Here is a 26,226-nt window from a genome sequence, read left to right as displayed (position 1 = left end):
TTAGGCCTGTGTCAATAGGGATATTGCTTTGTTCATTGCTGTCTTTGGCAAGCTGCAAGTCGAAGATACAGCCGGTGGTTGCAAAACCGCTAGTTGCGTCATTTGCTTCTGCATTGGTTGTGGAAGAAAAGGTCGAAGCTAAGCCAGATACCAATTTATTGACACCGGAGGAAAGAAAGGTTGTTTTTTTACAGAAGTCTGGAAACCATCCTTATTGGCGCCAGGAGGAAGCCATACATTATGATGTTCGTAAACCTAACTATGTCATTATTCATCATACAGCACAAGATAGTATTGGGCAGACGATCAAAACCTTTCAGATTCCAAGAACTAAAGTGAGTTCACATTATGTTATTGGCCGGAATGGGGAAATTATACAAATGTTGAACGATTATGTTCGGTCTTGGCATGCAGGGGTGGCAAAATGGGGTTCTATTGTCGACATGAACTCCTGTTCTATAGGTATAGAATTGGATAATAATGGTAGGGAGCCTTTTCCTGAGGCACAAATTAATTCATTGATGACTGTGCTTGATACCTTGAAATCGCGTTATTTAATTCCAGCAAATAATTTTATTGGCCATGCCGATATAGCTCCATCACGCAAGAATGATCCAAGCGTTTTTTTCCCATGGAAAAAGCTTGCAGAACGGGGTTTTGGAATATGGTATGATGAAGGACAGCTTGTAGCCCCTCCTGATAGCTTTAATGCGATAGACGCGCTTAAAATTATTGGTTATGATACGTCCAATCTAAAAGCCGCTATCGTTGCCTTTAAACGAAAATTTGTCGTTCGGGATACAACCCCCGAATTGACCATATACGATAAGAGTGTATTGTACAATATCTATAAAAAATACTGAGCCTGAGCAATCAGGCTTTTTTATTTTATTCAAGATCCTTTTTGACCTCTATAGGGCGAGGTGTTTTCGTCCCCAGTTGCACGATATAGGCGATTAACATGACAGCTAGGCAGCCAATAAGATTTAGCCAGAGAAAAGGAATCTTATTCATCGTCCATACTGCTATCACGATAATTTCGGAAAGAATGGCTGCAAGAAAAACAGCTTTGCCTTGGATTTTCTTCATGTAGAAGGCAACGATAAAAATCCCTAGGATAGTACCATAGAATAGTGAGCCCAAGATATTGACCGCTTCGAGGAGATTACCCAATCTATTCGCATACAAAGCTACAATAACAGTAAATGTACCCCAGATCAACGTAAATAAACGCGACCACAAAAGGTCTTGTTTTTCAGATGAGTTAGGATTAATAAATCTTTTGTAGATATCAATGGTCGTTGTTGAGGCCAATGAGTTAATAGCACTTGCTGTAGACCCCATGGATGCGAGAAAAATGACCGCTATGAGTAGTCCAATTAGGCCCTTTGGAAAGACGCTTGTCACAAAAGAAAGAAAGACATAATTATTGTCATTCGTTTCCGCTGTTGGGTTGTTTTTTTTGATTAAGTCCACAGTCCCTTCTTTTACGACTTGCATTTTTGCATTAAGTTGACCGAGTGAGGATCGATAATCAGCAATTCTTTTTTCATCGCCGTGATCCAATGCTGTATTAAGCTGCTGAACAACGGATTCACGTGTTTTAAATAGCTCACTATGCTTTTGTTCGAGAAGCTGGTAGTCAGGAGCATATTTGCTTTCTTTGAGCTTCTTGATCTCGACTTGGTTGAAAAAAATAGGCGGTTGATGGAATTGATAATAGGCAAATACAAGAACTCCAATCAACAGGATAGCAAATTGCATAGGGATTTTCAATAGACCATTCATAATTAATCCCATGCGACTTTCTTTGATCGAAGCCCCCGTCAAATAACGACCTACTTGACTTTGGTCGGTCCCGAAGTAGGAAAGCTGTAGGAAAAAACCACCGATTAGTCCTGTCCAAAGTGTATAGTTATTATTGAGGTCAAAAGTAAAATCCAATGCATTGGTTTTTCCTGATTTTCCTGCAATATGAAGTGCTTTTGATAATCCAATAGACTCTGGTAGCAGATGGATAACTAATATACCTGCTACGAGTAATGATCCAAAGATAATGCTCATTTGAAGCAACTGTGTATGAGACACGGCTTTGGTTCCTCCATAGGTCGTATAGATAACAACAAAACTTCCTATGGCCAATGTGGTCCATGTTAGATCGATATGAAGGATGGTCGATATAATTAAAGCCGGTGCAAAGATGGTAATACCCGTTGATATCCCCCGCTGTATCAAAAAAAGAATGGCAGTGAGCCCTCTGGTTTTGACATCAAACCGCTTTTCTAGAAATTCGTAGGCTGTAAATACTTTTAGCTTATGAAAAATAGGAACAAATGTAATGCAGAGCACAATCATGGCCAAAGGAAGACCAAAGTAGAATTGGACAAAACTCATTCCTGAGGAATAAGCTAAGCCGGGGGCAGATAAGAAAGTAATGGCGCTCGCTTGCGTCGCCATTACCGATAATCCGACGTGATACCAAGGTAAAGAACGATTACCTAGAAGATATCCGTCAATATTTTTTATACCTCTACTCTTATAAACGCCATAAATGACAATAACTAAGAGTGTCAGAAATAACACGATCCAATCTGCTGTACTCATGAATAGTGGTTCGTGAAAATGTACAGAAAAAGGATGAATACGAATAGCCAGATAACGACCAACCAGTAGAAACGCTTCCAGCTATTCATCTTTCTTATCTATCTGAAGGCTTTTGAGGATAGATAACGCTATTAAAAATAGCAGCGATAATCAATCCGACAGCGGCACCTCCAAAGATGCTTAAAAATGTCTCGTTTGCAGTGAATCCAATTAATGCACCAAATACTACAGCAACTAAAAGAATGATTCCTTTTGCTTTGCCAGCATCAATTGTCGTGCAGCTGTTGTCAATCTGATTTTCCATTATTATATTATTTTGATTTTGATAGCAAATTTACGAATAATCTGTAAGCTCCGGGAATGCCGGCAGGCAATTGTCTGAAAAAAGACAAAGATGTATAAACAAATTTACCTTTTCCATATTGAGCAATGAGTAATGAGCCATTATGTAACGGTTCGCCGGGATCTTGCATGGTGATCGGGGTGCGATATTTTTTATCAATATCATCCGCAAAGTAGAGTCCCCGCTCCTGCACCCAGTGTTCGAAGTCGGCGTCGCTGATTTTGTTCGGATAATTAAAAATCGGGTCATTTTTATCGAAATGTACCGTTGCAAGTTCGTCTGTTACACGGCTTCTTCCGATGCTAAAAGGAAAAGGACCAAAGTTTTTTGAGAACAGTCCATTGTTTACATTGTACTGTTCCAGGACCGTTCCTCCCATGTTCACATACGCAAGTAGTCTGTTTTGGAGCTGCGCAATTTGCTTGTTAACGTTGAAAATTCGTACACCCAAGATTACAGCATCGTAGCTAGAAAGGTCTGCTTTTAATGCCTGTTCGTTACTTAAAACATCGACTTTAATACCAATGGCTGCCAGCGACTCCGGAATTAGATCCCCTGCCCCATGGATGTATGCCACTTTCTTTACGTCGTTGATCAGGTTGATATTGCTCATTTTTATAGCGACATCTGGAAAATAAACAATATTAGGGATATGATTGTAATCGATGGATTCTATCTCTTTTAAACGTTCTTCGTTTGCCAAGAGGAACCCAAGGGTATCAATGGAAGATTGAGAATCATCTGATGGTTTTATGCTGATCTCTTTGGAAATTGTACGTTCGCCTTTGTCAAAAGATAGCTCAAAAGATGCCGGTGAAACTTCCCAGCCTTTAGGTACATGCGGTCTGACGTTAAACGTGGTTGTGTTTGCTTGTCCGTTTTTCTGAAAACTCAGATTCACTTTGACAGTGTGGGCATTTTGTGTAAGTGCCAAAGGGCTGGAACTTTTTGCCGTCAACTGTGGGACGATCACAATGGGTTCGTAGATTTCGCCACGAACAGGATCGGTATATTTATATTTTATGGGCTGACTGAGTGTGATATTTTCACCATTGATCCGGAGTTGGAAGGATACCTCTGGAGCATAAGGGTTTTCTGGATAGCCAGTCAGGTTAAAATCACTGACGTTAAATTTGCCTTTTCCATGTGGTTCAATCAACCAGTATGGTTGTGTCGTCCTGTCGGCATGTATAAGAACAGAGTCTCTTTGTAGCTTGTTTATTTTTAGTGTTTCATGAATGCTATTTCCATTTATTTGGGTCAGCTCAACGGTTACATTTGGACGCCGAACAATAATGGAATGTTCCACTTTGATCTGATCTTCCAAGGCGTAGGATGGATTTTTAGCGATACTTTCGAACCAAATTCCACCACAGGCAAGAATTAGCTTTTCAACCTCTTTTTTCTTTTCAGTTTTCCAGTATTCATCATCAATTTGATCCAGTGCTTTGTACAGTTGGATCAATTCAGCAATGATCAATTCGGGTTTATCAATTTGATATGTTTGATTGATGTGATCAATCAAGGATTCAACTTTACTGCCGTTTTGAATTCTTTTCCATGAGGTGTCAACACCATCCAAGAGTGTATTTTTGGCAGGTGCACCGTCTACATACTCAAAGTATTCGATTGATGAGCCACGTTGGCTTGCCGAACCAAAGCCTTGGCTTTTGTGTGATGAACGGCTGTGTGCGGCAATTTCTCCATAAGAGGCTCCTAGAAGAGAATTGTAATCCCCGATATCTATTTTTAACTGATCTTCACGTGTATTGTTTTGACCTCCGAAGTTAGCTGTATTCCAAAGCAAGCGTTTAGCTTTCCAGGGGCGTACAAATTGAAGTTGCTCTGGAAATTGATTCGGATCAGCAGCAGCTTTAAAGGCTTCATGTGCTAAAATTGCAGAGGCTTGATGATGACCATGTCCGCCTCTTGGATCTGGAGGGAAACGTGTGATGATGACATCGGGTCTAAATTTACGGATAATCCATACGGCTTCGCGAAGAACACGCTGTTTATCCCAGAATTCGAAAGTTTCTTCTGGGGTCTTTGAGAATCCGAAATCATATGCCGAGGAAAAAAATTGCTCACCCTTATCGATTTTTCGAGCAGCCAGTAATTCCTGCGTTCGAATCAATCCAAGTTCAATACCTTGTTCTGTTCCGATGAGGTTTTGTCCGCCGTCACCTCGAGTTAGGGATAAATAACCTGTTTTATATTTTTTTTCCTGAGCTAGCCAAGCGATTAGCCGGGTATTTTCATCATCCGGATGTGCCGCAAAATAAAGGACTGAGCCCAACACGTTCAGTTTTTCTAGATTAACTTTAATTTCAGCAGCATTCCACTGTGGATTCTGTGCTTTAACGATTGAAGTTGACAAGATACCAGCCAAAATAATAATAACAGAGAGAAAAGGTCTTCGCATGTTTAAAGATAAAGATTTTGATGAACAACGGATTGTTGGAGATTGTAATTTTATTGACAGTCTTTAAGTGGTGCGTTTTTGACGTTGGTTTATTACTTGGGCGTAAGGAAATCGTGCTGATTAAGCTTAGGAAATAAAAATAATCTGGATTTAGCTATGAAGTAAGAGATCGATCATTTAAAGGTAAAATATAGGTATAAATAAAAAACGGAAATCCCAATCAAGTTGGAATTTCCGTTTAACAATTAAAATATTTTTTCCTGAAACGAATTTTTAGAGAATAGTTATTTTGTCGCTTCGCTCCAAGTGGCAACCTTTAACATAGTAAATATATGCAGAAAATATTTAGTTCTGTCAGATTACTTTAATTAGTTTTCCACATTGCTAAATTTTGTCAACATTTTAGCTTTTGGAGAACATATAATATATAGGCGTTATGCGTTTAAGATGCTGCAATACAACGATCTTTAGGATAAGATAGATACCCTCCTACCTCCAGAAAAAATCTGGATTGATCTAAATCCAATTGCTTAGTTGTTTGACAAATTTCAATTGATGTTAGTTTCTATGCATCAAATGCTCAAAAACGACAGGAACAACCTTTAAAGAAAGTTTCACACGAATGCTTTTTTTGCAAAGACTATTTATCAATAGCACCTAAAACACGCTTCATAAACATATTTAACGCGTCTTTTTTTGAGTTACCTTCTTTAATTAATTTATCAACCTCTACAGCTCCGTATAGGTTTGAAATCAATTCACCAAGAACGTCAAGTTCTTCATCTTTCAAAGGAGCTTCGGTTAATGCTTCCAGTGTCTCGATTGTTTCCAAGACATAATCTACATCATTCTGCTCGATGAACTCTGTCAAATGCTTAATTACTGGTAGTTTCATTGAATAATTCTACTAATGCGTCTAACTTATTGGTTTGTACCTGATTGACTAATTTACCGTTCTTAAAAGCGGCAAAAGTGGGTAGGTTATTGACATTTGCCAGTTTGCGGGATTCAGGAAATTTTTCTGCATCAGCAATAACAAAAGGTACGCTATCATTTTCGCCAGCCAGTTTTTTGAATTTTGGTTTCATGATTTTGCAGTTACCACACCAAGTGGCAGAGTACTGAACCATAACAATATCGTTATTGTTTACAATTTCTTGTAAATTATCGTTTTCTAATTCTTGTAACATGATTTTATTATTAAGGTGATTGTTGGAGAAATCAACAGGAGCCGGGAAAAGCTCCTGTTGATAAGACACTATGGTCTTGTATTGTTAGTGTTTCGCTAAATAATCAGCTACACCTTTTCTATCTGCGTTCATGGCATCTTTACCTTCTTCCCAGTTTGCAGGACACACTTCGCCAAATTTCTGTACGTGAGCGTAAGCGTCGATCAAACGTAAGTATTCTTTAACGTTACGGCCCAAAGGCATGTCGTTTACTGATTCATGGAATACACGGCCAGTTTCATCGATCAAGTAAGTTGCTCTATAAGTAACTGCAGAACCTTGCGCTAATATTCCGTATTCAGGGTGTTCAACTTCTTGAACATCTAAGATTCCCAATATACTTGATAAGTTGCGGTTGGTATCTGCCAAAATAGGATATTCAACACCTTCAATTCCACCGTTATCTTTTGCTGTGTTTAACCAGGCAAAGTGTACTTCATTTGTATCGCAAGAAGCGCCGATCAAGACTGTATTGCGTTTTTCAAACTCAGCAGCTGCTTCTTGGAAAGCGTGTAATTCAGTAGGACATACGAAAGTGAAATCTTTTGGATACCAAAACAAAAGCACTTTTTTACCTTCTTTAACTGCTTTTTCAAAAATGTTGATTTGTAAATTATCGCCTAAATAATCAATTGCATCTACTGTAATGCTTGGAAAACTTTTACCTGTGAAACTCATAATATATCTTTCTTTTTTTTTGTTGACACAAAGATACAGCAACTCGATCCAAAAAGCGAATTGATTTTACCAATACACTATCGTCAAAATCTATTATGACTAGATTATAACAATAAGTTTTTATTATAATAATGATAACTTGATCTGGCGAAGAACAGGCCATTTGAATATTTCTTGAAAATAAATGAATTCATACTGCGGTAGTTACAAATTTATGGTCTGAAATAATTGCAGTTTTGCATATCAAAAGCTACTTTTGCGACGTTCAATTCTAGAACAACACAATGCTGGAGGGGTTCCAGAGCGGTCAAATGGGACGGACTGTAAATCCGTTGCTTCGGCTTCGAAGGTTCGAATCCTTCTCCCTCCACCATTTTTCATTTTCTAAATCCAGTTTATCTTTCAGGTTCTAAATTTGCGTTTGTTCGGGACTATTCCATCGTACATGAAACGGCTTTAATATAGATTTTTTGCTATTGTGGATGTCAATGGCTTTAGTAAAACTAGTCTATACAGCGGTTACCTCTCTTTTTGAAAAAAATATAACAGGATTTTAGACTAGCTATTGACTTATATATAAAATAAACCTAAGTTTGGCTTCTGAAAAGGCCCCGTAGTTCAACGGATAGAATAGATGTTTCCTAAACATTTGATAGCAGTTCGATTCTGCTCGGGGCTACTGAGAAAAGCGATGGATTTCCATCGCTTTTTTTGTTTAGCGCCTAGTAGTTTTTCTTTTCTTATCAAAATAAATACGTAATAGAATTGTAAATTTTTAATATAATTTTTATTTTCGGATCATTATTTACACATACAGCAATTTTATTTTTGGCCTGTAATCCTGTAACATAGATTGAATGGGAAAATTTTTATTATACCAATTTAGAAAGGTATATGCAGCTAATCCTGCTTTTTTTGTTTGCTTTGCCATTTGGATGGCCTTAATGACAGCCATAGTTGTATTTATACCGAAGGGAGATGCATTCCATTTTGTGAATACACGTCATGCATTTTGGGCCGATATTCTTTTTACAATACAGACCTATTTTGGAGATGGTCTTTTTGTTATAGGTGTATTTATTGCTTACTGCTGTACACAGCAGTGGAATTTTGCTCGAGCTATCCTCGGGACATATATCTTTTCAGGGCTGATCTGTTGTGTATTGAAAAACCTCTTCGATGCCGATAGACCGGCAACGGTATTTCATGGAGACCCAACATTCCATGTTGTTTCTTGGTTGCGTGTAGCGCACTTTAACTCCTTTCCTTCTGGACATACAACGTCGGCCTTTGCAATGGCAGCTACGTTAGCCATTATCTCAAAAAATAGAGCTTTTGGTATAATTTTATTTGTTCTCGCTGTATTAACGGGTTACTCTCGGGTGTATTTGGGCCAACATTTTGTGGAAGATGTATGGTTTGGCTCCATCTTAGGGACAGGTACAGCTTGTTTTTATCTATTGGCAATGCCTTATGTTTTAAGAAGTAAACGTATGTCATTTAGCCTGAGATTTCTTCAGGTCAAAATCTAAAATGCAAATTCGGTAAAAATGTGCTTTGATAGATTAGGCTGCGCGTACTTCTTTAAATAAAGATAATCGCCCAACCATCACAAACATCAATAGGCCGAAACAGGCAAAAACACCGTAGGAATAGCGTAGGCTAAAAGCTTCAGCAATATATCCAATTAAAGGCGGTCCCATTAAAAAACCCAGGTAACTGATGCTTGAAACCATGGCTAAGGCTACTCCAGATGGTACATTTTTGTTCTGCCCAGCAATGCTGTAAATGGAAGGGACGTTGCAGGCCACACCTATACCTACTAACATAAAAGCGAGGGTGCAGATGATAAATTCAGGAAAAATAACCGATGTCATCATTCCGACAAACATCAACAGGCCACTGTATTGCAGGGTTCTTTTTCTCCCTAATTTGCGAATGACAGCATCACCAAAAAAGCGTCCAGTGGCCATCATAATCATAAAAGAAGCGTAGCCAACGACAACAAATTTTTCTGGAGCTTGAACGATCTCCTTGAAATAGACCCCACTCCAGTCAAACATTGCCCCCTCTGTTGCCATGCTGAAAAAGCCGATAATGCCGAGTTGAAGTAGGCCACCTTCCGGTTTAGAGAAAAAACTACGCTTTTCCTTTTGAGGAGATTTGCCTGGAACCAAATACTTTTGGTTGATTAGTGTATTCGCTGTGACAATGACTAATATGATTAAAAAATGATAAAAGGTGTTCAGACCCAAATTCATCGTCAACAAGCCGACTAGTGCACCTGTGAAGCCAGCGATGCTCCAGGCTCCATGAAAAGAAGTCATTATTGATTTTTTGAAAATCTGCTCAGTTGCAACGCCTTGCGTGTTAACGGAAATATTACACATATTACCAGTGACACCAAACAGAAATAATATGCCCCCCAACTGCCAAGCATTCTGAGCAAAGGGGATGGAGCACAGGACCAAGGTATAAGCGATGGGCACAATACGCAAGACACTTGCACTGCCATATTTTGTGACCAGCTTTCCTGAAAGAGCCATTGTTGCAAGCTGCCCAACAGGAAGCATTAATAAAATTGTACCCAATTGCCCTTCACTTAAATGGAGATGAGCTTTAATAACGGGAATTCGACTTGCCCAAGATGCAAACGCGATCCCTTGGCAAAAAAAGAAAAGTGATACCGCGATTCTTATGCGATTTCGTTTGTTATAAAGATCTTCTTCTGAGTGAGTTAACGTTGCGTCCATAGTTTCTGATTTGAGGGTGCAAAGTTAAGGATAAGTATCCCATTAAAAAATATAATGATTCAAAAAATACTTCAACTTTTAGGTTGCAATAGGAATACAGAAATATGTCCATATTTAAATTGCTCATCGGCTTGTTGATAATTATACGCGATTAATTCGATAATTATCTTCTGTTTCAATCTTTCAGTAAGAAAATAAGACGATGTCCTTTTTGAATTTGGCTAAAACATATGTATTCAATATGATATGTTTTGCATAACCATTCCTTGTATAAGAACCGGAAAGACACACATTTGTTTCAGTCTATTTTCAAGCATGGTTCAATTTAAAAAGATATTAGATGTGGAGGTCAAAAATAGGCCGAGTGGGAGCTTCTACTTCTTTAGAAAATAAACACCAATGAATAAGTGGAATAGGTCTACGATTAAATGCTGAAATAGTGAAGAAATAAAAATATAAAATTCTTCACGCTTTCATATTGGTATTGTTCAATACCTATTCTACCTTTGTGTTGGCAAACAATTATTAGCCTCCTAGATAAAATGATAAAAAAACTAATCTTAAGCACAGTACTAGCTTATGCTGGAACTACCTGTGTTATTGCGCAGCAACCCACATTTTTGTCCCATCCGACGTTGAGTCCCGATGGTAAGGAAATGGTTTTTAGCTACGAAGGTGACCTTTGGAAAGTAGGGAGCCAGGGCGGTGTTGCAGTTCGGCTGACAGGAATGGAAGGAAATGAGATCAATCCACGAATTTCCCCTGATGGAAAATGGTTGGCTTTCTCGGCCAATCAAAATGGTAACATGGACGTCTATGTGATGCCTTTGGCTGGTGGAGATATACGACAGCTTACATCGCACGATGCTTCGGATGAAGTAGACAGCTGGAGCTGGGATAGTAAGACGCTTTATTTTACGTCATCGCGTTACAATAGAATGAGTGCTTATCAAGTCGCTTTGGATGGCGGAACGGCAACAAGGTTGTTTCCTCATGTCTTTAATTATATCAGTAATGTGGTGCCAACACCTTCAGGAGAATTATTATTCAATGACAGCTGGGAAGGCTATAGCTCGGCCAACCGCAAGCGATATAAAGGTGCTTTCAATCCGGATATAAAGTCCTATAATCCCAAAACAAAAGCTTTTCAACAGTATACAGATTATATAGGTAAGGATTTTTGGCCGACAGTAGACCAGAAAGGAAACATATTCTATGTGTCCGACGAAAGCAATGGGGAATACAATCTTTATCAGATAGCTGGAAAAGCGAAAACCCAATTGACCTCTTTCCCAGAATCAATCAAACGTCCGTTTGTCGCGGCAGATGGTAGTAAGATCGCATTTGAAAAAGGGTACCAGCTTTATATTTACGATGTCAATGCAAAGAAAACCGTGCAGCCCAACATCGCACTTAACCGTAATCAGGTCCTAGGAAAGCTGAAGGAGTTCAATATTTCAGGTAACATCAGTAATTTCGACGTTTCACCGGACGGGAAAAAGATGGCATTTGTATCCCGTGGGGAATTGTTCGTTTCGGATATCGAAGGAAAGTTTGTTCGTCAGATGCCAAGTCAAGGTGAGCGCATCATGGAAGTTAAATGGCTTAAAGACAGTAAAACATTGCTCTATAGTCAAACGTATCAAGGGTATCAGAACTGGTTTTCACGCACAGCAGACGGTAAAGGAGAGGTAAAACAATTGACGCAAGATCTGCGTAACAATCGGGACATTACATTCAATGCAGATAAAACAAAAGCGGTATATCTCAGCGGACGTGATGAAGTTCGTCTATTGGATTTGACAAGTTTGAAGAGCCAAACAGTAGTTAGAGATGAAATATGGGCATTTCAAAATTCTTCACCCTCATTTTCTCCCGATGGAAATTATCTTTTATTCACGGCTATACGCAATTTTGAACAGGATATCTTTGTGTATAACCTGAAAAATGAGCAAACGACGAATTTGACAAATACAGGTGTTACAGAAGCAGCACCATATTGGTCTCCTGATGGTAAATACATTTATTTTGCGAGTAATAGAACTAAACCTTCTTACCCTACTGGTATGCAAAACTCAAGCATTTTCCGAATGGCATTGACCAACTTTGACCAACCTTATCGTAGCGCAAAGTTTGATGAATTATTTGTTACAGCTGAAAAGAAAGATACGACATTAAATAAAACCGGTGCAACTAAGAAGGAAGATGCTGCTAAGGATAAGAAGAAGAATGATACCGACAAGGTAAAGTCAACCGCAACACCAGCAGCCGAAGCCAAGAAAGCTGTTTTGGTCCAATTGGATTTAGAAGGATTACGTGACCGAATTGAGCAAGTCAGTCCAGCATTTGGAACACAATCTGATCCTTTGGTGATACAAAAAGGGGATAAGTCCTATTTGTTCTATGCTTCCAATCATGAAGGAAAATATAGTACATATCGTACCATATATGAGTTATTTACACCAGCCAAAACCGAGAAAGTCACTGATGGAGGCATGGGGCAATTTGTAGAGTCTGCAGGCAAGTACTTTGTGTTGAGTCGAGGAACAATTCAGAAATATAATCTTGATTTGAATAAGCTTGATGCGGTCACCATGAGTTTTAAATTCAATCGGGATCTTGAGAAAGAGTTCAATCAGATGTTTTATGAGACATGGGCCAATCTGGAGGAGAATTTCTACGATAGCAATTTCCATGGTGTAGATTGGACCGCTGTTAAAAAGAAATATGAGCAGTATCTTCCAGGTATCAACGATAGGACAGATTTGCGCATCCTCTTAAATGATATGTTGGGCGAACTCAATTCGTCACATTTGGGTTTCAGTTCAATGGGGCAGGAAGAACGTAAGCCGTTTGGTTTTGTAACGAATGAAATCGGTGTCATCTATGATACAAGCAACCCTTATCGGATTAGCTATATTGTTCCGAATGGCCCCGCAGCAAAGAAAGAGGCTGATATTCAGGTGGGTGATATTCTCATAGCGATTAATGGAACAAAATTGAATACGCAGGCAGATCGCGATAGTTATTTTACTTGGCCTTCACTGGAAGAAGAAATCCAATTGACCTTGAATCGTAATGGCAAGGAAATTCAGACAAACATTCGTCCGGTATCAAGCGCCGTGTTTAGAGACCTACTCTACGACCAATGGATTAGAGATAACCGAAGTCGAGTTGATCAGTTGAGTAGCAATAAGATAGCGTATTCACATATGAAAAATATGTCAGACACTGAATTACAGCGGTTCTTGATCGACATGGCTGAACAGGAGAATAACAAACAAGGGATTATTTTAGATTTACGTTATAATACAGGCGGAAATGTGCACGACGAAGTTTTACGATTTCTGTCACAACGTCCTTACTTACAATGGCAATACCGAGGTGGTAAACGTGCACCACAAAGTAATTTTGCGCCATCTGCCAAGCCTATTGTTTTATTGATTAATGAGCAATCGCTGAGCGATGCTGAAATGACGGCTGCGGGCTTTAAAGCCCTTAAATTGGGGAAAATCATCGGTAATGAGACCTATCGTTGGATTATTTTTACTTCTGCTAAAGGCTTAGTCGACGGATCAAACTATCGACTTCCGTCTTGGGGATGTTATACGCTTGATGGTCAGGATCTCGAACAAACCGGAGTTGCCCCAGATATTCTTGTAAAAAATACAGTACAAGATCGGATGGAAAATAAAGATCCGCAATTGGAAAGAGCGATAAAAGAAATTCTTGACAATATAAAATAGGGAAGTAACTGTTAGAATTACTTACTGTAAATAGGCTGTCTAATTTTGTTAGACAGCCTATTTTTTTTAACGTCTCATGTTTTTATGAATACGACCTTCTAATTTTTGCTATTTATCGCTCTTCAGCGTATAATTTGCCTCATTCGGTTCATTTACTCCATTTGGTCCCACCCTTTGCTCAGTGGAAGTTAATAGACGATTTTAAGTAGTTTATTTTTTTAAGTGCCTGTTTTTCAGTGTTTAGTTGTTTTTTGCGCTGTTTCATTATGAAATTGGCGATTTTTCTGCATCCCTTCTCAAAATATAAAGCAATATGGAAAAGATTATATTACAGGTAAAAGAATCTTGCTCTGCAGATTGGGGTAAGATGACGCCACAAGAACAAGGCCGTTTCTGTGGTCAATGTGAGAAGATGGTTGTTGATTTTTCACAGATGAATGATCAGGAAATTGTGGATCAAATAAAAAAAGCCAGTAGTGGGTTATGTGGTCGATTTTATGAAGATCAGTTGATGCGCGAATTGGATGCTACTATTTCTTTTTCTAAAAACCCTATTTGGCAAGGAAGATGGACAGGGATTGCTGCGGGCCTCCTATTGGTTGGGTCCTTGAGTTTTCATACTGCCCAAGCACAAAACAAACTGACTGGAGAAGTTGTCGTTGTCCAAACAAAAGCGAAAAATGATCAGATAAAGAAGCAAGATCAGGGCAACTCATCAACAAATGATATTTCAGCGTTAAAAGGGAGCCATGATAGTACTAAGGTAAGCATAAAAGGTAAAGTTGTTTGCGCTGGAAACGATGTGAGCATGGTGGGCACAGAAGTATCCTTAGGAAATTATCGTACGAAAGTGGATGAAAATGGAAATTTTCAACTTTGGGTACCGCAATCTTTGTTTCGAGTAGATCAAGAGCTCCGTGCACAGATGCTTGGCTATAAAACTGTTGTGATTCCATTCAAAAAAGGAAGTAAGATGCAACTGGATAAACCAATAGAAATGGAAGTTAAGCCAATGATTATGGGAAAGATCGCTGTGGTGGGAACACAAAGCAATATAGGGCGAAAGAATAAGTAGTTTAATTGGCTTATTTTGGTCTGTTTTTTTATCGAGCAGCTGCCAAAAATCTCGCTTGAATGTCATAAAAGTCAAAAAAATATTCTTTTCCACTTGACTTTTTCTGCGGTGAACCTTACATTTGGATTATCGAATGACTTCGTAGCTCAGTTGGTAGAGCAACAGACTCTTAATCTGTGGGTCCTGAGTTCGAGCCTCAGCGGGGTCACTTTCAAAAAGCCATTTTGCTTAGGTAGGATGGCTTTTTTCGCTAATCTAAGTTAGGGATTGTCTTCGGGCAGTTATTAACCTTAAATCGTTTTTCCGGCGTCGGCTGCTATAATTTTCGGACAACTAATCCATTATTTTATCAGAGATCAGGTATTATTTCTGCTAGGAAAACATAAAACTCTTTAATCTGTTATTAATTCAGCGAATTTATTACGTAAATTTGTATTTCAGACGATAAGCTTATGGAAGACAAGAAGATTTCGATATTGTACGTTGACGACGAAGAAAACAATCTGTTTTCTTTTAAAGCGACATTTCGACTAAAGTATAAAGTGTTCACGGCAATTAGCGGTGCCGACGCAATCGATATTGTCAAAAACAACCAAATACATATTATTATTACTGATCAACGGATGCCGGAAATGACCGGTGTGGAGTTTTTGGAAGAGATTATTAAAATAAACGCAGCCCCAATGCGTATTCTTTTGACAGGATATACAGATATGGCAGCTGTTGTTGATGCCGTTAATAAAGGAAAAATCTTTCATTATCTCAACAAGCCGTGGAGTGAAGAGGAGCTCGATCAAACGATTCAACGCGCTTATGATGTCTATGCTGAGCGTCAAAAGATTGTGGAGACCAATTCTCAACTTGAGACTTCGAATGATCAGTTGGAGTTTTTGCTTCGCCAAAAGCTGCTTTCCTAAAAGAATGTTTTTTTAGGAAAGCAGTTTTTATTTAAAATGCCTGTTTGCGTTGTGATAACACTCGCTTCCATAGGATATGCTTGGCAGCGGTGAGGGCTTATTTGCTCGGTATAACGACTGTAAACGTGGTGCCCTGATCTGGTTGTGACTGCACGTCAATTTTTCCATGTAACTTCAAAAGCGCATTCTGGACATTATAAAGTCCAAATCCCATCCCCTTAGCTTGATCACTAGCCCTGAAAAATAATTTGAAGATATCTTCAACATACTCCGGAGATATCCCTATCCCGTTGTCACTCACAATAATTTTGGCTTTTCGTTCTGATACCAAAACCGAGAGTTTGACATACTGGTTCTCCTGCCCTTTGCGTTGGTATTTAAAGGCATTAGAGAGAAGGTTATGCAGAATGAGTTCTAGCAGTGCTTTGTCTCCATTAAAGATTTCCTTTTGGTCCACTGAGATTTCAAAAGCAACATCTTTATTTTGCGTATACATGCTGTAAAACTGGCGTATGTTGGCAAAGAGTTCTTCGAAATTTATCTCTGACAACATAAGTTCACCTCTTCGTAGGAGATAATAGTCCCGTAGACTGTCAATATAAGCATCTAAACTGACCAATGAACTATCCATTAGGGCCAGTAACTCATGAATGCGGTCTATACTGTCAAACTCCAGTCCAAGTTTTACAGCAGAAAGAACACCTGTTAATGGATCACGAAGGTCATGACTGACACTATAAGCAAATTTATCCAATTCATCATAAGCTTTTTGTAGCTCTTGATTCTTAACTTCAAGCATAGAGTTGGCAATATAAAATTTATTTGCTTCTTCTATTGCGGAAACGATCTCTTCATTCATCCATGGTTTTCGGACAAATCGGAAGATATGGCCCTTATTGACTGCATCAATTACAGTTTCCATATTCGCATAAGCCGTTAAAAGAATACGAATCGGTTTCGGGAAGTCTTTTTTAATGCGATGCAAAAAATCGATGCCCATCTCATCAGGCATACGTTGGTCACAGAAGATAATACGGATATCAGGATGACTATGAAGTATCTTCTCAGCTTCGCCCGTGTTGGATGCTGTAAGGATAGCATAATCGTATCTAAAGTTTGCTTTAAAGCTAACCAAATTGTTTACTTCGTCATCGATATATAATATTTCAAGCTCCCTCTGCATAATTTTATTATATGGTTTATTCCCTTACAAAAGATATGAAAAAATAATAGTTAATTGAACTATTTTAAGTTTATAGTGGTACTAATTATTCTGTTGAATCGGAATGATGAGCGTAAAACTTGTTCCCGCTCCCACTTCTGAGTCTACAATAATCCGACCGTGATGTTTCGCAACGGTATTATAGGCAATGGACATCCCTAGACCGGTACCCTCACCAACGTCTTTCGTGGTAAAAAATGGTTCAAATATCCGTTCATGGATTTCTTTAGGAATGCCGATTCCATTGTCGGCTATTTTGATAAACACTGATGTATTATCGCTATAAACTCCGGTCTCAATCCATATTTTGCCACCCACATCGTGATTAAATTTTTTATTTACAGCGTATATAGCATTGGTCACAATATTCAGGAAGACTTGATTTAGCTTTCCTGCATGGCACTCGACCTTTGGCATATCGCCATAGATCTTATCAACTTCAATCGTGTTATTTAATAAGCTATTGAGGATAACCATGGTTGACTCCAGCCCTTCATTTAAATCGGCAAATTTTAATGTATCCTCATCTACGCGCGAGAAGATCCGCAAACTCTTTACTATTTCAGCGGTCCGGTGGGCTCCATCGTGCATCCCTTTTAATAGAAAATCTACCTCTGTTTTTAGATAGTCAATATCCAGATCATCTTTGAATTTTTTGATCTGAGACTGCTTTTCAGTATCGGATATCCCCTCTTTAAAAGCAATACGCTCTACTTCCTCCAGCGTTTCCCAGATCATCTTAATATCACGTTTTAACGGAGCGACATTAGACGTAACGAAGTTGATTGGGTTATTGATCTCATGCGCAACCCCAGCAGTCAATTGACCTAAGGAAGCCATCTTCTCGGCTTCAACAAGTTGAGACTGTGTTTCCTTCAAGTGAGTAAGTGTAGTTTGTAGAGACTCATTAGACTCTGTTAACTCACGTGTCCGCTCATCCACTTTCTGTTCCAGTACAATATTTTGCTCGCGTATCAATTTTTCGTTTTCTAGTGAGATCGCTAATTCCCTGACTTGTGATGCTTCTTTCTCTTCTTTTAAGATATTGATACTATAGGCTAGACCGAAGGACAATAAGGCCATTTCTATCACAGATGCAATTTGTACGGCATTGCTTGTGAAATCGTTATATTTTAAGATGCCATAGTCTTTCAGTAAAAACACGACAGAACCTAATAATAAAATTGTCCAACCGTAAACAAAATATTTAGCCGGTTTATAACCATTTATCATCACACGATAGGATAGGTAAAGGACAAATAAAGATCCGGCCCCTGTTGTTAGCTGCATAACCATGAACGCTGGTTGTGTCAGGTTGAGCAGTGTAAGAAGGCTGCCAATGACAAAAAAGATGATAAAAACAGTAATTACACGTCTTGACCGAGGTGCATTTTTCCGTAATTGAAGAAATGAATCTGCAAAAAGCAGGGCGCATAAGCCCGATAAACAGCCAAAGATAATAGGACCCTTTGTTGCGAAATAAGTCCAATTTGGCCACAAATATTGAAAACTGTAACCTTTAATACCCATTTGTGTTATTCCTGCACAAAGAACATAAAGGACATAATACAGATAGCCTCTTTCACGAACAGAAAAAAACAGGAATAAATTATATATCGCCATAATGCCGACAATACCAATATAGATGCCGCTTAACAAACTGTCGTCATTCATCTCTTTTAAGAAACTGCGCTCGTTACTTAAATAGATCGGGAGAATAATCTGTTCCGTACTTTTTATGCGAAGAAAAAAGATGGTCTTCTCATTTCCAGGCAATTGAATGTCGAATGCATAATTAGGGACCTTATATTTTCTCGCCGAAAAAGATTGATGTTCGCCCAGCTTGATCGAGTTATAATGCCCGTTTGATGACGGTACAAAAAGTTCGACCTCATCCAAGAGGGGATAGGCGATTTCGAGCAAGAGTTCAAGCTTTTCTTTGCCCTTGTTTGTTACGGGCAATCGAAACCAGATGTCAGCGGGTGATATGCCCAAATTGGGGACCTTGCTTTCTAACGATTGAAAGGAGGAGGCCGAAGTATCTGCAAAGTTAGGCTCTCCTTTCCCGGTATAACGCTCCAGGCCGTATCCGATCAATACACGCTGTGTCGGTTTATCGATAATAACCTCTCCAAAACAAGTTGAACTGCACGTAAAAATAAATAAGAGGATCAAGTTAAGCCAGCATTTCATCACTATATGCTATTTTTTTGCTTCGGCAATAACTAAATTCATAGAAACAAGGAAACAACCCGCTTCATCAGCGTGGTCTAATGTATTTTGAAATTCCTCCATTTCAGCTGTACTCAATTTCTCTTTCTCAACCATCTCCAGAAGAATTTTATCTAAGAAAAGATAGCGATTGGCCTCTTCTTTCGAACGGGCTACCATACAGTATGTTTGCAATTGAACTTGTTTAAAGCCTTGAGTCAATAGGTCTGAAGTTAATTTATTCCCAGCCCAGCCATTCTTGACTTTCTCTTCGGTCAAATAATGACATATTTTCGCTTCAATGTCAACATGTTTGCTGTAGAATGTCAGGCTATTCCAGATCGTCTCAACAATTACCAAAGGTTGACCTTCGCGCAAAACACGATGAACCTCAGCAAACATTTTTGGTGCTTCCGATAGATGTTGTACAACGCGTTCCATTCTAATGCCAGAAATGGAATTATCTGTAAAGCTAAGTTGATAAACTTCACCCTGAACAAAGTCGACATTCTTTACCTCTACACTGCTTGTTTTGGCATGCTCGATTAAGGCCTTATCATGATCCAATCCAACGACAAGTACATTATGGCCCAGCATATTAGCCAAATTGATGGCATCCATTCCAGTTCCACAGCCAAGATCGACGACAACCCCCTCTTTAATCGTATTAAAAGGAGTATATGAATGTATTTTTAATTGTTTTAGAAAATCACCGGTATCCATTAAATAGCCGGCACCATAATGTTTAGTGTCCATTATAAGATATTTAAATTACGATCATCTGGTTTATGATCTAATGATGTATGTTTCAGATTTTTAATAATTTCATTTAAATCCCATTGATTGAGATTCGGAATATCGATTTGATAATGAATTTCAATCTCCTTATTCCGTAAAGTTTCTATGCGGACAATATTGGAATTATTACGAAGCGACAAAATTGCATCTTTGTTTTCCTGATCGGCTTCGGTCAAGGTGTCTAGATTGCGCATAATCATTACGGTAGCCAGTAGATCCAGCTTCGGATAATAGAATGTGCCATTATTTCCAACACTTGTATCAATACGGTAGCCAACACTTTCTGCTAATTTCACCGTGTAAGGAGCACATAGAGCAAAGAGCGATTTAATGCCAACCTGTGTACTGATGGCGGCACCAGCTCTCGTCAAAAATATGCTGCCAATGCCATATCCAGCAATCTCCCTGGAGTTCCAAAGGCCACAACCTTCACCTGTCCCCTGTTGCGCATAATCATAAACAAGGTCTAAGATTTTAGCGTCCATCGCTCCCGTGGCCTGTTCAATGGGAAGTGGTTCGCTCCCTCCAGATACGTGTATACGTACTCCTCCATAGACTTTATCGCCATCAAGAGACTCTACGATCAATACGAATGATGCGGGATTATACATCCAGTCATTTTTAGAAGAAGTTACTTTCTTTACGCCTATAGCAGTTAACACATGCGCGTGTCCTTCTATGAAACGCTCACAGGTTTGGGGATCGTCGATAGCCCGAAATGCTCTTAGTCTTACTACTGGACGCCCGTCGTTGAATAATAATGCCACCGGATGCTTTGATTTATCGTTTAAACGCAAAACTAATCAATTAAATGCAAAGGTGTTTACTCTTCAACTAAATTATACCGTAATGCAACCGCCAGTGGCAAGTAATAGTAAAAATTGTTTGATTCTTTTTTCACCTTTAAGGGCCCAAATGGCCCCATTTAACTGATGTCATCGAAAATACATTTGATCATCTTAATATGTTGTATTTTCGATATACAATAAATTTGACCTTGGAAATATTAACGTTTCTGAAGGCTATTTTTATGAATCTGACCGTCTTTCATGATTAACAGAAAGTTTTTTTCTGGATCTGCCAATAGTTTTAAATTCTTAAGAGGATCTCCGTCTACAAGGATTAGATCTGCCAACGCTCCTTCTTCTACCGTTCCCAGCTTGCCAGGATAAGGACTTCTTAATCCCGAAAGCTGCAGAAGCTCGCCATTGTCTTGGGTAATCATTTTAATGATTTCGGCATTTGTAAACCACTTTTGAAGGCGCAAAATAAAAGTATTCTGCAATTTATTCAGGTCCGGTTCAAAAAGGAAATCTGTACCCCAAGCTAGTTTTACTCCATATTTCTTAGCCATAGGCCATACTTTTTCTTGACCTTCAATGACAGGCTTACGCTTGATTCTTCGTTGTGGATCCATATCGGGTGTATCTTCCACAAGATTCTGTAAACTAAGCCAGATATTTTTTTCTGCAATTAGCTGTAAAGTTTCTTCATCGAGCAATTGTCCATGCTCTATACATTTTACGCCAGCTTCGATCGCTCTTCGAATTGCTCTTGGCGTATAGGCATGTACGGTGACATAGGTTCCCCAGTCTTCGGCTGCATCTACTGCTGCTTTCATTTCGTCTAGCGTATATTGGGTGACATCCACAGGATCATATGCTGAAGAAGTTCCTCCGCCTGCCATGAGTTTAATTTGACTTGCCCCGAATCTTAGATTCTCTCTTACTGCAGTCAGGACCTCATCACGACCATCGGCGATGAAGGTTGCTCCATATCGCTCCGCACGAGAGACAACGCCGAAAAAACGACGCGATTTTTCCTCCGGTGTCCGAAAATCTCCGTGGCCTGCAGTTTGGCTTACAACGGCACCAGAAGGCCAGATTCTAGGCCCTAAAAGCTTGCCTTTGTCGATCGCTGCTTTTAATGGAAATATGGGGCCACCGACATCACGTACACTTGTAAAACCCCGCATTAACATCTGTTGAGCTGATAGCCCCACCGTCTTGATCAAGAATTCCTCGGATAGGTCATTTGTCATCATTTGAGGCATTGTCAAAGCTCCAAATACCAAATGGACATGTACATCAATCAATCCAGGTATCAGTGTTTTGCCTTTAGCGTCAATTCTGACGATATTCTTTCCTTGTGCGTCAATAGGGGATGTACTGATGGTCTGAATTGTATTTCCGTTTATTAAAACATGTTTTGGTGGAGTTAAGGTTTGAGTTGTATAGTCGAGCAGTTTGACATTTTCTATTAAAACTTGGCTTTCCTGTGCTTGGATAACATGTACAAAAGCCGAACAAAGAAATAAAGTAAGTAGTTGACCTAAACGCATAGCTTGGAGAATTACGTTAAAATATAATATGACAAATCAATTTTAATTCAAGCTAACTAATGCGCTTGAAAAAATATCTTCTAAGTTAAATTATAAATTCAATATATTTCAATTTCTTCACTATAAATTTTTGCTCTGCCAGCCTTTTTTGAAGAAGTCTTTGTGTAATGTACGCTGTTAATCACAAGAAAAATGCTAAATTTATCCAATCATGATATGTAAAAAATCTATTCTAAATTATTTAAATATCGTTATCCCCAAAATTGTCTCCATAAGAGAGCTGCTCACCTATGCCTTCTTACTTGGCTTATCAGCTTATGTATTCCTACTGGTTTTTCAGCCATTTGGAACGTATAATTTTGAGAATGCCTATAAATTTAGCTTGTTATCCGGATACGGGGCCATTTTATCCATTGCATATGCCTTAATTTCTATCGTCTTGCGTAAAAAAAGAGGAACAGTTGCGATAGAACTATTTCGTATTTTTCTTGTGTTCCTATTATCAAGTTTTTTAAATTTCGTCTATCATGGTTGGTTCATCAATCAGGCCCCGTTGCAGTGGAATAACCTGCCCTATATCGGATGTTACACGCTTTCACTTTATAGCCCTATTGCAGCGATTTATTTTTTGCTTCGAGTTGATAGACGTCATTCGAATCATGAAAAGGATAACCCGTCGATGGAAAGTCTTTCAATAAAGCCGGCTATGATATTGAGCCAAGCGAATGACTGCCATTTAGCCCTGGTCGATATTCCCAATGGTAATCAACCGTTAAAGTTGCTGCCAAATGATTTTATTTTTGCAAAATCGATGGATAATTATTGCATGATCTACTTTAGGAAGGATGGTATGGTAAAGAAGCAGATGGTACGAATTACGTTGAGTCGCTTATCTGAACTGTTGAATACAATGTCTATTCACCGATGTCATCGGTCCTTTCTTGTCAATTTTGAAAAAATCCTTGTAAAGGAAGGGAATGCTCAAGGTTTTTTGTTACGTTTTGCAGATACTGAAGATTGTGCTGTTATTTCGAGGTCTGCTTTAGAATCAGTTAGACCCTATTTGTCGGACTGACCACCCACGTTTTGGTCAATCGTCCCTAAATCTTGCCATACGCCACATAACTTTGTATACCCGTCTTGGGTAGCATAATTTTGTTCAAAAAAAAGATGAACACAAAAAGTTTAAACCTGCTGGTATTATTTCTCTTCTTCGGAATATATTTTATCCTCGATTATTTGTTTTTTGCGCCCCTTCAATCCATGATAATCAACTATGTCCAAAGTAGATTTTTGGGGCATGTACTGACCTATTCAATTAGCCTTGTACCGTTGCTTTTGGGGGCAATGCTGCTTAAACCGAAAGGGCAGAATGAAATCTTGGAAAAATTTGGGTTGAAAGGCAATTTTTTACAGGGGCTTTCTTTTGGATTAATAGCTACTTTACCGATGTTCTTGGGTTATGCCTTTGTTTTTACCTTAAATCGGAAAATAGATCCAAACACCCTATTAATAAATAGTGTGTCATCAGGATTCTTTGAAGAAATGATCTTTCGTGCCTATTTTTTTGGTTTAGTTTTTCGCTATACCCGACTAGGTTTTATTCCATCCATTTTAGCTACATCACTCCTGTTTGCTTTACTACATCTTTATCAGAGTCAGGATTTGGGAGAATTGGTCCTGATTTTCGGTATGACTTTCTTCGGCTCTATCCTATTTTCGTGGTTGTATGCTGAGTGGAAGTTTAACCTTTGGATACCGGTAACACTTCATGTTTTGATGAATTCGGCTTGGATGATTTTTGATGTTTCGGACAATGCTGCGGGAAATGGATGGAGCAATTTTTTTCGCTTCTTGACCATCATTGTAGCAATCATAATGACCATTGTCCATTCAAGGAAGTCAAATGGCGGTCTACAAATTGAAAGGAAAAATTTGTGGCTAAAAGATTAGAAATCCGGCGTTTTTTTAATGAATCTTCATAGCTGTAGATATGTGTTCTTCAAATGATCTCGTCCACATTTGGAATGAGCGTTAGATTTTAGGTTGCTAAAACTATGAACCTTATTGATAATAGTATTGGTTCTCGAAGAACCCCTGAAAACCAGTATTTTTTTTTGGCATGGGAATCGCTACCTTGACCTTTATGAATAGACCGTTATTTTCACCCCTATTTTTATTCCTAGGAGCGACGTTATCCATGGCAATCTTGAGCTGTGGACACAATACAAAAGTCAACGGTGCGGATTTAAAGGATTCTGCTGAACTTAAAACAGTCGCTGTGAAGGATACGATGGCTGCTGCTAAATTCCCTCCTTTGCCAATTGACTTTGACAAGACGAAGGTTTTAAAAAACACCTATGTTGTTGATCGAGCTGGAGCCGAGCTTAGACAAGGCGCGGATAAGGCGGCCCCGCTATTAGGAAGATATCCCTATGGTACCAAGCTCGATGTGATCGGTGAAGAAGGAGAATGGATTGCCGTCATGGATCGTATCCAGCGCGATTATAGCGGGAACAATGGCGAAAAAGGTGATGTAACACGATGGGAAAAGGTCTATGTAGCGAAGTCCAAGCTGGGGAAACAAGATAAAATTACAATCTCTCCCAAAGATTTAAATTCAATCGTTTCACTGACGATAAATGGTAAAGAAATGCATTACGAAAATGGACATTCTTTAGATAAGTATCTCCAGCTGGAGTTGATTGATGAGCAAACGTTCTTAGCCGCCCGGAACACGGCTAAAAACTACTTGATTAAGGATACCCTGTCTTATCCGAAAAATGGAAAGATTTTGGAATTGCCGTTGACAAATGGGAAAAAGCTAACATTTGAGGATAAGGATATCGATAATGAATTAGAAGCCAGCTATTCTTATAAAGGGCATTACGATTTTTTAAATGCTTTTGCTGTTGATGGGCATTATTGGGAAAGTGCTGATGTGCGGCTTTTTGATAAACAGGATGGTCATCTTATTGTGGAATGTGGGGATTATCCATTCTTTTCTGCCGATAAAAATTACTTAATGACCTTGCACGCCGACCCCTATGAATCGACGGGCGACCTGCAGCTCTTCCACGTGAAACAAGGAAAGGTGACTCCTTTCGTTTTTATCAGTTTTAAAGAGTGGATGCCAACCTGGAAAGAAGAGTTAATGTTCTGGGGCAAGGACGGTTGTATCTATACTGCTGCCAACCATGTAGACGGTTACTGGGGCGAAGAAGGATCGCTGAACGAAAGATCACAATTTATCAGAATCAAGATATTACCCCATTAAACAGGCACAAACCATATTTTTATTGGTTTACTGCTGGCGTATATATTTATTGTTTTTCTGTTTTAAGTAAAACTATTCTGGCATGCACCTGTTGTATTCCATAAAATAGATTATAGTTTGTAATTTAGCTGGATGAAACTAAGAATATTATCGTTATTTATTATCCTTCTTCTCTTTTCCACGTTGTCTATGGCACAAGATAAGCCATGGAAACAGCATAATAAATGGATTTGGGGTCCTTCAGTAGGGTATCAGTATCAAAGTGGTAATTTCCTGAAAGTTTCGGGCTGGGGATTATTTGCACCGAATGATTTTCAATATATGAAAATTGATGCCGGAGCCAATTTCAGCTGGATGGAAGGTAAAACGACTGTTATTCCAGAGCTGGGGTTTACCTATTATCTAAATGATTTTGTTGTTTTTCCTTTTGTAAAAGCAGAGTTAACACCTTATACCATAACGCCAAAAGTTGGTGCCAGTCTATTCTCTATTGTGGATCTGGGAATAGGTTATGGATTTGATTACAATACTAAGAAAAATTTTAAGCCGATTGACGGAATTACCGTTTCAGTAGGGGTAAATATTCCGCTCAATTTTCATATTTATTAAT

21 protein-coding genes and 3 tRNA genes are annotated in these 26,226 nt (G+C 38.9%); 12 read left to right on the top strand and 12 right to left on the bottom strand.

Annotated features, from left to right (window positions below; translation table 11 throughout):
- The first annotated feature begins 8 nt into the window (after positions 1-8).
- Entirely contained in the window at positions 9-863 is an 855-nt protein-coding gene (locus tag ACLCDV_RS25785) for an N-acetylmuramoyl-L-alanine amidase (protein WP_232475646.1), read from the top strand.
- Positions 864-888: 25 nt separating this feature from the next.
- Here the strand turns inward: ACLCDV_RS25785 and ACLCDV_RS25780 are convergent, their stop codons facing one another.
- The 6 genes from ACLCDV_RS25780 to ACLCDV_RS25755 form a co-directional block, all read right to left on the bottom strand.
- Entirely contained in the window at positions 889-2,604 is a 1,716-nt protein-coding gene (locus ACLCDV_RS25780; RefSeq protein WP_411972562.1) for a sodium:solute symporter, read from the bottom strand.
- Positions 2,605-2,698: 94 nt separating this feature from the next.
- Positions 2,699-2,908: a hypothetical protein gene (locus ACLCDV_RS25775; protein ID WP_075990403.1), complete on the bottom strand. Its 210-nt coding sequence runs from the start codon at positions 2,906-2,908 to the stop codon at positions 2,699-2,701.
- Positions 2,909-2,915: 7 nt separating this feature from the next.
- A complete protein-coding gene (locus tag ACLCDV_RS25770) occupies positions 2,916-5,369 on the bottom strand; it encodes a PIG-L family deacetylase (RefSeq protein WP_411972561.1) in 2,454 nt (817 codons plus the stop codon).
- Between the two features lie 640 nt (positions 5,370-6,009).
- Positions 6,010-6,264 (bottom strand): DUF6952 family protein, encoded by a 255-nt coding sequence (locus tag ACLCDV_RS25765; protein WP_046673203.1) that lies wholly within the window; start codon positions 6,262-6,264, stop codon positions 6,010-6,012.
- The gene (locus tag ACLCDV_RS25760) at positions 6,245-6,559 is read right to left on the bottom strand and encodes a thioredoxin family protein (RefSeq protein WP_046673204.1); all 315 of its coding nucleotides are present in this window, start codon (positions 6,557-6,559) and stop codon (positions 6,245-6,247) included. The genes ACLCDV_RS25765 and ACLCDV_RS25760 overlap by 20 nt, the downstream gene beginning before the upstream one ends.
- Positions 6,560-6,643: 84 nt before the next feature.
- Entirely contained in the window at positions 6,644-7,276 is a 633-nt protein-coding gene (locus ACLCDV_RS25755) for a peroxiredoxin (RefSeq protein ID WP_317669026.1), read from the bottom strand.
- A gap of 289 nt (positions 7,277-7,565) precedes the next feature.
- Here ACLCDV_RS25755 and ACLCDV_RS25750 point away from each other — a divergent pair.
- The 3 genes from ACLCDV_RS25750 (at position 7,566) to ACLCDV_RS25740 (ending at position 8,808) form a co-directional block, all read left to right on the top strand.
- Positions 7,566-7,649, top strand: a tRNA-Tyr gene (locus tag ACLCDV_RS25750).
- A gap of 234 nt (positions 7,650-7,883) precedes the next feature.
- Positions 7,884-7,955: transfer RNA gene (locus ACLCDV_RS25745), tRNA-Arg, on the top strand.
- A 178-nt stretch (positions 7,956-8,133) separates the two neighbouring features.
- The gene (locus tag ACLCDV_RS25740; protein WP_317669027.1) at positions 8,134-8,808 is read left to right on the top strand and encodes a phosphatase PAP2 family protein; all 675 of its coding nucleotides are present in this window, start codon (positions 8,134-8,136) and stop codon (positions 8,806-8,808) included.
- Between the two features lie 33 nt (positions 8,809-8,841).
- Here ACLCDV_RS25740 and ACLCDV_RS25735 read toward each other — a convergent pair whose 3' ends face one another.
- On the bottom strand, positions 8,842-10,029 hold the full coding sequence (locus tag ACLCDV_RS25735; RefSeq protein WP_411972560.1) for an MFS transporter: 1,188 nt from the start codon (positions 10,027-10,029) through the stop codon (positions 8,842-8,844).
- A gap of 542 nt (positions 10,030-10,571) precedes the next feature.
- Between ACLCDV_RS25735 and ACLCDV_RS25730 the strand changes: the two genes are divergently transcribed.
- The 4 genes from ACLCDV_RS25730 to ACLCDV_RS25715 all read left to right on the top strand — a co-directional run bounded on the left by ACLCDV_RS25730 (position 10,572) and on the right by ACLCDV_RS25715 (position 15,767).
- Positions 10,572-13,775 (top strand): S41 family peptidase, encoded by a 3,204-nt coding sequence (locus ACLCDV_RS25730; RefSeq protein WP_411972559.1) that lies wholly within the window; start codon positions 10,572-10,574, stop codon positions 13,773-13,775.
- Positions 13,776-14,088: 313 nt separating this feature from the next.
- Positions 14,089-14,850 (top strand): hypothetical protein, encoded by a 762-nt coding sequence (locus ACLCDV_RS25725; protein ID WP_411972558.1) that lies wholly within the window; start codon positions 14,089-14,091, stop codon positions 14,848-14,850.
- A gap of 135 nt (positions 14,851-14,985) precedes the next feature.
- Positions 14,986-15,058: transfer RNA gene (locus ACLCDV_RS25720), tRNA-Lys, on the top strand.
- A gap of 244 nt (positions 15,059-15,302) precedes the next feature.
- The gene (locus ACLCDV_RS25715) at positions 15,303-15,767 is read left to right on the top strand and encodes a response regulator (RefSeq protein ID WP_046673283.1); all 465 of its coding nucleotides are present in this window, start codon (positions 15,303-15,305) and stop codon (positions 15,765-15,767) included.
- A 97-nt stretch (positions 15,768-15,864) separates the two neighbouring features.
- On the opposite strand, the gene ACLCDV_RS25710 is transcribed toward ACLCDV_RS25715, so the two are convergent.
- The 5 genes from ACLCDV_RS25710 to ACLCDV_RS25690 all read right to left on the bottom strand — a co-directional run bounded on the left by ACLCDV_RS25710 (position 15,865) and on the right by ACLCDV_RS25690 (position 22,339).
- Entirely contained in the window at positions 15,865-16,950 is a 1,086-nt protein-coding gene (locus ACLCDV_RS25710; protein WP_317669031.1) for a hybrid sensor histidine kinase/response regulator, read from the bottom strand.
- An 81-nt stretch (positions 16,951-17,031) separates the two neighbouring features.
- Positions 17,032-19,182, bottom strand: a complete 2,151-nt coding sequence (locus ACLCDV_RS25705) for a 7TM diverse intracellular signaling domain-containing protein (protein ID WP_411972557.1) — start codon at positions 19,180-19,182, stop codon at positions 17,032-17,034.
- Between the two features lie 9 nt (positions 19,183-19,191).
- Positions 19,192-19,956 carry a methyltransferase domain-containing protein gene (locus tag ACLCDV_RS25700; protein ID WP_336830425.1) on the bottom strand — a complete coding sequence of 255 codons (765 nt, stop codon included), beginning with the start codon at positions 19,954-19,956 and terminating at the stop codon, positions 19,192-19,194.
- Entirely contained in the window at positions 19,956-20,765 is an 810-nt protein-coding gene (locus ACLCDV_RS25695) for a hypothetical protein (RefSeq protein WP_070562848.1), read from the bottom strand. Before ACLCDV_RS25695 ends, ACLCDV_RS25700 begins: the two co-directional genes overlap by 1 nt.
- A 239-nt stretch (positions 20,766-21,004) precedes the next feature.
- Positions 21,005-22,339, bottom strand: coding sequence for an amidohydrolase family protein (locus ACLCDV_RS25690; RefSeq protein WP_075990369.1), 1,335 nt, complete (start codon positions 22,337-22,339; stop codon positions 21,005-21,007).
- Between the two features lie 211 nt (positions 22,340-22,550).
- On the opposite strand from ACLCDV_RS25690, the gene ACLCDV_RS25685 reads away from it, so the two are divergent.
- From ACLCDV_RS25685 to ACLCDV_RS25670, 4 genes are all read left to right on the top strand, one after another.
- A complete protein-coding gene (locus tag ACLCDV_RS25685; protein WP_411972556.1) occupies positions 22,551-23,414 on the top strand; it encodes a LytTR family DNA-binding domain-containing protein in 864 nt (287 codons plus the stop codon).
- 95 nt (positions 23,415-23,509) lie between these two features.
- On the top strand, positions 23,510-24,292 hold the full coding sequence (locus ACLCDV_RS25680; protein ID WP_411972555.1) for a lysostaphin resistance A-like protein: 783 nt from the start codon (positions 23,510-23,512) through the stop codon (positions 24,290-24,292).
- 193 nt (positions 24,293-24,485) lie between these two features.
- On the top strand, positions 24,486-25,616 hold the full coding sequence (locus tag ACLCDV_RS25675) for an SH3 domain-containing protein (RefSeq protein WP_411972554.1): 1,131 nt from the start codon (positions 24,486-24,488) through the stop codon (positions 25,614-25,616).
- Positions 25,617-25,748: 132 nt separating this feature from the next.
- A complete protein-coding gene (locus ACLCDV_RS25670) occupies positions 25,749-26,225 on the top strand; it encodes a hypothetical protein (RefSeq protein WP_336833969.1) in 477 nt (158 codons plus the stop codon).
- Position 26,226: the final 1 nt, after the last annotated feature.

Source organism: Sphingobacterium sp. Lzh-3, from assembly GCF_046764375.1.
Classification (GTDB): domain Bacteria; phylum Bacteroidota; class Bacteroidia; order Sphingobacteriales; family Sphingobacteriaceae; genus Sphingobacterium.
Note: the sequence above shows the minus strand (reverse complement) of the source record. Positions and strands in the feature narration are given on the sequence as shown.